Raw genomic sequence first — 10,352 nt, forward strand, 5'->3', positions numbered from 1 at the left:
ACTATAATTAGATTATAACTATTGAAAGGAGTAAATTAAAATGGTATATAGAACATTACTAAATCCACAAATAGATTTTGTATTTAAAAAGATATTTGGTACAGAAAAGAATAAACCTATATTAATTAACTTTTTAAATGCAGTAATAAAACCAACAACTCCCATAAAAGATGTAGAAATCAAAAATAACGATATAGATAAAGACTTTATAGAAGATAAATTTAGTAGATTAGATGTAAAAGCTACAACTAGTAATAAGGAACATATAAATATTGAAATCCAGGTAAAGAATGAATATAACATGATACAAAGAACCTTATATTATTGGAGTAAAATGTATTCAGAACAAATACAAAACAGAGATAACTATAGTAAGTTAGAAAGAACTGTATGTATAAATATCTTAAATTTCAAATATTTAAAAAATGATAAATATCATAATGCATATAGGTTAAAAGAAATAACTTCAAATGAAGAGCTGACAGATCTTCAAGAAATACATTTCATTGAGTTACCTAAGTTTAATGAAATCGGTAATAAAGAGTATGTTGAAAATATTGAGAAAATGGATGCCCTAGAAAAATGGTTAGAGTTCTTAGTTGAACCAGAAAGTAATACTGTAAGGCAACTAGAATTAAGCAATGAAGAAATTAAACTAGCAAAATCTGAACTATATAGGCTTAGTATGGATAGTAAGGAAAGAGAACAGTATAACATGAGAGAAAAGGCTATTTATGATAGAATATCAGCTTTAGAAAATGCTGAAACCAAAGGAAAATTAGAAGGTAGACTAGAAGGGAAATTAGAAAGTAAATTAGAAGTTGTAAGAGAATCATTAAGCCAAGGATTAGAAATATCATTAATTTCTAAAATAACAAGCTTAAGTGAAGAAGAAATATTAAAAATAAAAAAAGATATTTAATAGATGGGGAAATAATATGGATATTACTATAATATGTGCTATTATAGGTGGATTAATGGGATACTTCTATATGAATAGAAAGCTTGAGAAAAAAAGCAAATAATTATTAATATTATTGAAACTAAAAAAAGACTCTAAATTATAGAGTCTTTTTTAGTTGTAATTAAAATATTTAAATAAATATAGAAATTAAAATTATTAGTTACTATCAAATCTACTTTAATCTATATAATAATTAGTATACTTTTAAAATTCATCCCAGTTAAGCACAAAATTTGACCAGTTATGAAAGTATTGTTGAAAACGTTTTTTGATTAAGTACAATAAAAGTGTAAGATATATTATATCTATGGAATTAGTATGAAAAATAATTTGAGAAACAAATTAAATATTTTAATAATTACTTGAACTATTTGTAAAAACATATTAGTTCCATAAATTATAAAAGGAGTGATTATACTATGAAAAAAAGGAAGATAATAGCACTGACCACTGGAATTATGCTTACAATGATATCAACTAATGTATTTGCATATGAAGGATATTCTTTATATGCAGATAGTATAAAAAATGAATCAATATCAACAAATAACGTTAGATTAAAAGGAATAAATAAAGTAGTTAATGGTAATACATTTTCTGCTTCTACTTACCAGTATAATGATAATAATCAAACAATTTTAAGGGACTATACTGATTGTACAATTAAATATGATTATGATGAAAATAATCAAGTTAAATTTGTAAAAGGATTGATGAAAACAGGAAGTAATTCATATGTTAAACATATTAAAGAAAACTTTATATCCGAATATAAGTATGATGAAAATGGAAAAGTTATTGAAGAAATAAAAAGTATATATGATAAAAATGCAAATGATTTAGATGGTACTCCTATAGATGTGTATAGAATAAAATACTTATATGACGGAGATAAATTATACCAAAAATCAGCAGTTCCAATTCAAGATAGCTTTTCAGATAAATATTTTATACGTTATGAGTACAATTCACAGAATCAACTAAGCAAAATTACTGAAAAAATTAATTCATCTATTAATACATTATTGTTAGAATATAATTCTGATGGAGAGATATCAAAAGCAACTCAAAATTTAAATGGAAATACAAAAGTTATAAAAATTAATTATGAAACAGATACTGATAATATATATAGTGTATATTATGTAGATCCAGTAAAAGAATGGAAAGTAGATATGGATTTCTTTGCATTATCATATAAACCTATAAAAAGGTTAACTGAAATGGATTTAAAAGGGAACGTATTAAATACATATGAATACTCTAATAAATATCAAGATAATCAAATTTATGAAAGTATTCTAAATTATAATGGAATTGAAATAAAATATATTTTAAAGTATTAAATAATAAAAAATATTATTCCATATCAATATTCAAATTTTAATATAGAATTTATTATCATATCTAGTTTATAAATGTAGACCTTCAAAAACATATGAATGATAATTTTCAGTTTTTTTAGAAAATGGAATGGGAATATTATCAAAAGGAAGCCACAATATAATAATATTATAAATTATTTAGATGAACTCAAAGAACATATATTAGACTATAAACTTCCAAAACTTGGAGATGTACAGGTTATAGAAAAAAAGTATCTAAAATAAAGAAATAGATAGTTATACTTATATAGATTTAATAAGTTGGTGTGATGATAGTGATAAAGAGCTTGTTCCATTAAAAAAGGAAAAAACTATTGAAATAGAAAAAGAAGTTACAGAAACAAAAATAGTTTCTAAATTGAGAATGTAATATAAAATAATATTAAAAAGCTCATCAATTAATTGATGAGCTTTTATATTTAGATAGGATTTAAACTTGATTCAATTAATAAAAGAAAAGATTTTAAAAAATAAATTTTCAATGGTAACAATAGTGCTTCTAACCATAATTATTGTTTTTATGCAAACTAAATTATCTTTTAAAGGTTCAAAGATAGAAAATTTAAATATGGAAATAAAAAACTTAAATAAAGATTTATTGAAATTAGAGAAACACCAAATAAAGTATATGATAAAAATTTAAATGGAAAAGTAGTAAATAAATTTTCATGGCTAGATAGTTTTAAAATAACAGATAACTTATTAAATAACTTGAGTGGAGAAAAATTTAAAATCAAATTTTCATAAGCAAAAAGTTCAAAATTTAATTCATATAGAACAGAGCTTATAAAATAATTTTTTGTTTAAAATTTCAAAAAAATAGTTTATAATAGTTTGTATATAATAATCCACGCCAATGAAACTTATGATTTTAATGAAAACAAAGAAAGACCTAAATTTAGGTCTTTCTTTGTTTTTTAATTTAACCCAGAGATATTAAAACTTATTTTCTAATAAATAATACTATAATATTAAAATTAATCAATATTTGGATATAATAATTACTGTCTATACATTTATAAATTGTAAAAAATAAGAGTATGAATTATACATTTTTTAGGAATCGAATCTATACTGTAAATAAATTTTAATATATATTATAATTTAGATAAATTAATTTTTAATTATACACACTTGACATATTAGAAGAAAACAGAAAAGGTATCAATGAATATTCATTGATACCTTTTCTGTTTTCTTAATTTTAAGATTATAAATATTTTTTACAATTTATTTACATAAAAAATAATATTTACTATCTTTTTTTGACAATATTCAACAAAAAAAAATTTGTTATTTTGCTACTATAAATTAGGATTTAAGCTTTTATAGGAGATTTATGTTTATGAATTCAAAATTTAAAGGTAATATCTATTTATCTATTTATTTATTTTTTATAAGTATTATTTTATTTATAATACTATTCTTTAAAAAGGATAATAATTATTTAACTTCAGCTTTATTTTACATAAGAATATTAAATATAATTTTATCATTCTTAGCATTAAATGGAACTTATGTTATATACTTAAAAAATAAAAATAGTACTACATTTATTTTGAGTTTAATGTATTTATGTTTTTCAATCGGAATAATTTGTGGAAATATAGATTATTTTATTTTTAATAATGAAAAGTTCTCATTTTCTAATTATATAACAATATCAACTTCATTATTAAGAATATTTCTATTGATTATATCTGTTTTTCCTTATAGTAAAGTTCATAAATTTATATATAAAAGTTCTGAAAAAGCAATTGTATTTGTTATAACTTATTCTTTAATTTTCGGAATTTCTGAGAATATATTTAAATTTCAAAATGTCCTTGCAAATAAAAAATGTTTTTTTATATTATATAATATTTTTTTAATAATCATATATTTATATGTTTCTATAAAATTATTAAAGTTATCCAAATCAAAATACTTTATTTTAAAGTATTTTAGTGCAAGTATAATTCTGTTAGCTTTAAAAGCTATATATGCAATTTACGGAATTTTTTATATAAGTTTTGATATTAAGCTTATATCTGTATCTATAACTTCATTATTTTTTATAACTATAATAATTGCTACTGGAGTTAAATTATATTCAACAATTATCAATTATAATTTATTAAATAATGAACTAATTAAATTTTTTAATTTTGTTGAAAATAATAAGCATAGTAATATGTTTATTTGTGATTATAATTTTAATATTTTTTATGTGAATAAAAAAATTAAAGAATATTATTCCTTCAAAGAAGAAACAACTAAATTTAAAAATGATTTATTAAACAATAAACATCTTTGTTATAAATTAAAAGATATTTTTAATGATTTAGAGAATCAAGGATATTGGAGTGGATTTATTAAAGACTATGAAACTAATGAAATTTTAGATTGCTATGCTCAAAGTTTAAATAATAATGAAGTTTTAGTGAGTTATGTAGATATTAGTAGTACGCTAGAACTAGAAGAAACTTTAGAAAATATTAAATTTAGAGATTTACAAAAAGATGAATTTTTATCCAATATATCACATGAATTAAAAACACCACTTAATATTTTTTATTCTACTATACAATTATTAGAAAAATTTAGTGAAAATGAAAATATTAATTTTAAAGAAGCATTTAATAAACATAGTAATTCATTAAAATTGAACTGCAAAAGAATGATTAGATTAGTAAATAATATTGTAGACTTATCTAGAATGGATTTAGGAGTTTTAAAACCTGACTATGGAAATTATAATATCATTTTATTAGTTGAAGATATATCAAACTCTATAATTCCATTTGCATTATCAAAAAACTTGCTTTTAGAATTTGATACAAATGTAGAAGAACATTATATAATGTGTGATCCAATTATGATTGAAAGAATTTTATTAAATATTTTATCAAATGCAATAAAGTATTCTGAAATGAATACTACTATTCATGTTTACGTATCAGTTGAAAAGTCTACAACTAAAATTTCTATAAAAGATGAAGGTTGTGGAATAGATTTAGAAACTCAGAAACATATATTTGATAGATTCATTAGAGCAGATACTTCTTTCACAAGGTTAAATGAGGGGTGTGGACTTGGATTAAGTATAGTTAAGTCTATGTTAGATATTCTTAATGGAGATATACGCGTAGAAAGTGAATTAGGTAAAGGAAGTATTTTTGAAGTTTCATTACCAAATAAAATAATAAAAGATAGAAAGCAAAGAAATTATAAATATGAAAATTCTCATAATATATCCGTTGAATTATCAGATATATATGAAATTAATTGAATTTTTAATGATTCATATTGTTATATAAAAACACAAAAAGTATCAATAAATATTCATTGATACTTTTTGTGTTTCTTAACTTTAAAAGCGAAAAATTAAGCATATGGCGATTGATTTAAATGTTAATTAAGCCCAGTATAGATTTTATATTTAAAAAGCTTAAGAAAGCAAGGAATCATTAATTTCTTTGCTTAATGCAATTATAAAATCAAATAGTCCTATAAGGGTGGAAGCCCATTTTCGTATATTATAAGTTTTTTATGTGTAAGAGTAAAAACAATTTCACATTTATTATATATTAACTTAAATTTAATTTAAATAACTATTAAATAAAAATTATAGATTGCTCAAAGAGCAATCTAATGAGTAATTAAATTATAAATAGTTTATATTACAGATAAAACTGTTAATTTCAAATAATATCTAAGTGAGATATTTATTTAAAATTAAAAATAATTACTTAAAAATATATATAAAAAAACTCACATAAACTATAGGGGATTTTATTATACAATAATTTAAAAGCACAATAAATATTTTTTCTATCATAATCTCAAAAAGATATATATTATCATAAATTCATATATTTTATTGAAAACGTATATCAATAATGGTATTATTAACATAATAAAAATAAGGAGTGTTATTAAGATGAAAAAAACAATATGTACAGGTATAACTATATTTTCTTTATTATTAGGGAATATTACACAAGTAAAAGCTAATTCCTTTCCTGAAAGTATTATTAACTCAAAAGGTAAACAAGCTGAGGTTTATACATCATCAGATGCTTCTGAAAGAGATGGTATAAAGACATCTTTATCAGCATCATTTATTGAAGATCCAAACAGTAATAACTTAACAGCTCTTGTTTCTTTAAAAGGATTTATACCTTCTGGATTAATTAAAACAGGAACTTATTACAGTGCAAATATGTATTGGCCAAGTAAGTATAATATAAATATTGAAACTACTGATGAAAAAAATAATGTTAAAATTTTAGAAAGCATTCCAAGTAATACGATAGAAACAGTAAGAGTAACTGAAAGTATGGGTTATAGTATTGGTGGAAATGTTTCCGTTAGTAAAAAGTCATCTTCAGTTGGAGCAAATGCTGGTTTTAATGTTCAACGTTCAGTACAATATGAGCAACCTGATTTCAAGACGATACAGAAATCTGATGGAATTAGGAAGGCTTCTTGGAACATAGTGTTTAACAAGACAAAAGATGGATATGACCAAAATTCGTATCATGCTCTATATGGCAATCAATTATTTATGAAATCTAGGTTACATAATACAGGTGCAAAAAATTTAGTTGAAGATAAAGATTTATCACCATTAATTTCTGGTGGGTTCACTCCTAATATGGTAATTGCTCTTAAGGCACCAAAAGGCACAAAAAAATCAATGATTAATTTAAACTATAACTTATATCAAGATTTATATACTTTAGAGTGGTATAAAACCCAATGGTGGGGAGAAAATCGTGTTGCAAAAGAACCATATTATACCTATCAAACATATGAACTTGATTGGGAGAATCATACTGTAGAATTTATATACTAATAAAAAATAAAACTACTAATATTATAGTAGTCGTTATTTTACTCAAAGGAATAGAATCAATGTCCGTTAACTTAATAATTTATAAAATATTATAATGGTAACTTCAATGAGTATAAGAAAAGGTAAAATTAAAAATCATTATTTGTTATATGAGATATAAATAATAAAGGTGCAATAATTTGAACTGCTCCCTTTCAAAGTAGATTTTAATAGGTCTTTTTTTAGCCTGTCTACTTTAAAGGGAGTGTTTTTATGTCTAGAAAAAATAGAAATTATTCAATTGAAATAAAATTAAAAGCTGTAAAAATGTATTTATAAGAAGGTTTATCAAGTTCACAAATAGCTAAACTACTTGATTTAACTAGTAAAAATAGAGTGCTTTTATGGTCAAAACGTTATGAAGAGTTTGGTAAGAGAGACTTAAGGAAAGACGTGAAAGCTTTAAAAGTCCACTTCATGAAAGACCCAAGAAAAACTTTGATAGTATAGAAGAAGAAATGGAAAAGTTAAGAGCAGAAAATGAATATCTAAAAAAGCTTTTAGAATCCAGAAAGGTGTGATAAATGTAAGAGATAAGTTTTTTATAATTAGGGAGTTAAGTTGCAAATATACCTTAAAATTGCTTTACAATATAGCCTCGGTATCTAGAAGTGGTTATTATAAATGGCTAAATAAAGGAAATAAAGGAAAGAAAGATATTAGTTATTCAGAACTAGAGAATAAAATACTAGAGAAATATGTTACAGATATTACATATCTGTTTTACGGAGACTACAAGAAAAAGGCTTATTTATCAGCGATTAAAGATTTATTTAACAGTGAAATTGTTGCATATAATGTCAGTAAACATCTAGATTTATCTTTTGTTTTAGAAACAGTAAATATTGCGGTTAAACGAAATAAGAATAGCATTAATGGACTTATTTTACATAGTTATCAAGGAATTCATTATACTTCTAAAACTTATCAGGCATTATTATAAAAACATTGAATAATATAAAGTATGTCAAGACGGGGTAATTGCCTTGATAATGCTTGTATAGAAAACTTTTTTGGGGATTTAAAGAGTGAACTTATATATCAGAATAGCTACCAAACATTCGAAGAATTATCAGACTCTATAGCCTAGCAATTCATTGGTATAATACTGAAAGATTTCAGGGTAAACTAAATAACCGCACACCGATTGAATTTAGGTGTGCAGCTTAGAAACTAAGACCTTTTTTAAATAATGTCTACTTAATTTGGCTCAGTTCACCAACTAAATAAGTTGGTGGATTTTTTTATTTAATTATTTAATGTAACTATGATTATATTTAATTATTACTTCTTTTATGTAAGTTTTATTATACATAAGAGTAAGGCTATACTGTATCAACCTAAACTCAATAAATTATTTTAACAAAATTTTCAAATCATATTGTAAAAAACTATTCCAATTTCTTACCTTGTGAGCTAACAATATTATAATATCTTTTTTTATTAAAGAATTTTGAAAACTATTAATCCAGCAAATTTTTAGACATATTCACAAAATGGTCTGGTAAATCATATTTTCTCATATCAATATATTATTTAGTTTAACTTCCCACATTTATTTACCATTAAAAAAATTCTTTTCTTAATTCTTTATCTGAAAAATAATTTAAAAAGCAAAATATTCCAAATTACCCCAAAACATTTGGAATATAATTCAAGATCTATGTAATTAAATTTGTTTTTTTTGCGAAACAATTGTTTAATAAAAATTTAACTATTTATTTACAAAACATTTTTTTAAAAAATATTAAACTTAAAAAAATTTTTTAAAATATTTTTCGCAAAATAAATACCATAAAAATCCATAAAAGTAATAATAATACTTATTTATATTATATTAAGTATTATTTAATTTAAATTATTATAAAACATCAAATTATAAAAATAATTAATTATTATTGGTGAAATAACTAATATTTTAAATCTATTTATAAACATGATATATTATAAGAAACATTAATAAGTCATATTTAACAATAACTTATATTTAGTAATAAATAATATTAAAGTAAAAAATAGAAAGGAGGAAAAATGAAAAAGTTTTTTAATAAATTAAGTTTTATTACTTTAATTTTTTTTAGTTTTTCTTTATTGAATGTTTTTGCTAATCAAAAAGAATATTGGGCTTATACTAAATCAACTTCAGAGGGATCAGCCTTTTTTGTAGATGATGATGGTGAAAAAACAGTATATTGTTATAATCATGATTACAATCAACCTGGAAGTTCAATCATAGATTCTAGCAACAAAACTTATTACACTAGAACAGAAAGTTATCTAAACACTAATGATGAATTAATGGATGTATATGGCAAAGAAAAAAAAGAGAGAATTGCGGCTGCCTTAGCCTATGGATATCCCGTGAATTCATCAGACTTAATTAGTAAATGTGGAATCAATGAAGATGAGGCAAGATATATTACTCAACAGCTTATATGGGATATTTGTAGTGGAAATGATGGTCCATATGGTTATGAATATGGTAAATTTGGATATTATGATAAATTATTAGAGCTATCAAAAATAAAGAAGTTTGAACAAGGAAATTTAAATCTTATTGGAGATTTTAAATTTACTGAAAGAGGTGGACAGTATTCAACGGATAATTTATCTACTACAGGTAGCGTTGGTTCATTCATGATAACAAATTTACCAGACGATATGGTAGTAAAAGATTGGAATACTGGTCAAATATTAAATGATAAACCTATAAAAGTTGGTCAAGAGTTTTATATAGAGTCTTCTATTAAACCAAATCCAGATTTGAAGTTAAAAATTAATTATAATTATCAGGAGGTAAAATTTTATTTTTATAAGTATTCTAGAGGAGGAATAAAAGGTAAACCTGATAAGCCATTTCAAAGTTTAATAAGGGCTGAATTAGAAGATAAAACAAATGAAAAATCTTATGAAATATCTATAGATGGAAATTTTGTACCAAATCAAAATATAGGAAAAGTAGTTTTAACAAAGAAAGATTTTCAAAATGGAAGTGAACTACAAGGAGCTATATTTAACTTACAAGATCAAAAAGGAAACAATATAAGAACTGATCTTACAACAGATGAAAATGGACAAATATCATTGAATGATTTAGCGCCAGGTGATTATCAATTTGTAGAGA

8 protein-coding genes are annotated in these 10,352 nt (G+C 22.6%); all 8 read left to right on the plus strand.

Annotation, left to right across the window (positions count from 1 at the left end; translation table 11 throughout):
* Nucleotides 1–40 precede the first annotated feature (40 nt).
* On the plus strand, nt 41–922 hold the full coding sequence (locus QP548_RS16090) for an Rpn family recombination-promoting nuclease/putative transposase (RefSeq protein WP_061416179.1): 882 nt from the start codon (nt 41–43) through the stop codon (nt 920–922).
* Nucleotides 923–1,383: 461 nt separating this feature from the next.
* A complete protein-coding gene (locus QP548_RS16095; RefSeq protein ID WP_061429519.1) occupies nt 1,384–2,310 on the plus strand; it encodes a hypothetical protein in 927 nt (308 codons plus the stop codon).
* Nucleotides 2,311–3,694: 1,384 nt separating this feature from the next.
* On the plus strand, nt 3,695–5,620 hold the full coding sequence (locus tag QP548_RS16100; protein WP_061429520.1) for a sensor histidine kinase: 1,926 nt from the start codon (nt 3,695–3,697) through the stop codon (nt 5,618–5,620).
* Nucleotides 5,621–6,271: 651 nt separating this feature from the next.
* Nucleotides 6,272–7,189, plus strand: a complete 918-nt coding sequence (gene netF, locus QP548_RS16105; protein WP_061416173.1) for a necrotizing enteritis toxin NetF — start codon at nt 6,272–6,274, stop codon at nt 7,187–7,189.
* A 556-nt stretch (nt 7,190–7,745) separates the two neighbouring features.
* On the plus strand, nt 7,746–8,171 hold the full coding sequence (locus QP548_RS16110; RefSeq protein ID WP_162485253.1) for a DDE-type integrase/transposase/recombinase: 426 nt from the start codon (nt 7,746–7,748) through the stop codon (nt 8,169–8,171).
* 21 nt (nt 8,172–8,192) lie between these two features.
* Nucleotides 8,193–8,318 (plus strand): IS3 family transposase, encoded by a 126-nt coding sequence (locus tag QP548_RS17045; protein ID WP_081381917.1) that lies wholly within the window; start codon nt 8,193–8,195, stop codon nt 8,316–8,318.
* 2 nt (nt 8,319–8,320) lie between these two features.
* Complete coding sequence (locus tag QP548_RS17050) at nt 8,321–8,398, plus strand: IS3 family transposase (RefSeq protein ID WP_350311060.1); 78 nt, start codon at nt 8,321–8,323, stop codon at nt 8,396–8,398.
* Between the two features lie 861 nt (nt 8,399–9,259).
* Nucleotides 9,260–10,352, plus strand: a 1,093-nt coding sequence (locus QP548_RS16115; protein ID WP_284905654.1) for a SpaA isopeptide-forming pilin-related protein, incomplete at its 3' end; no start/stop codon positions are given.

This window comes from Clostridium sp. UMB9555A, from assembly GCF_030222355.1.
Lineage (GTDB): Bacteria > Bacillota > Clostridia > Clostridiales > Clostridiaceae > Sarcina > Sarcina perfringens.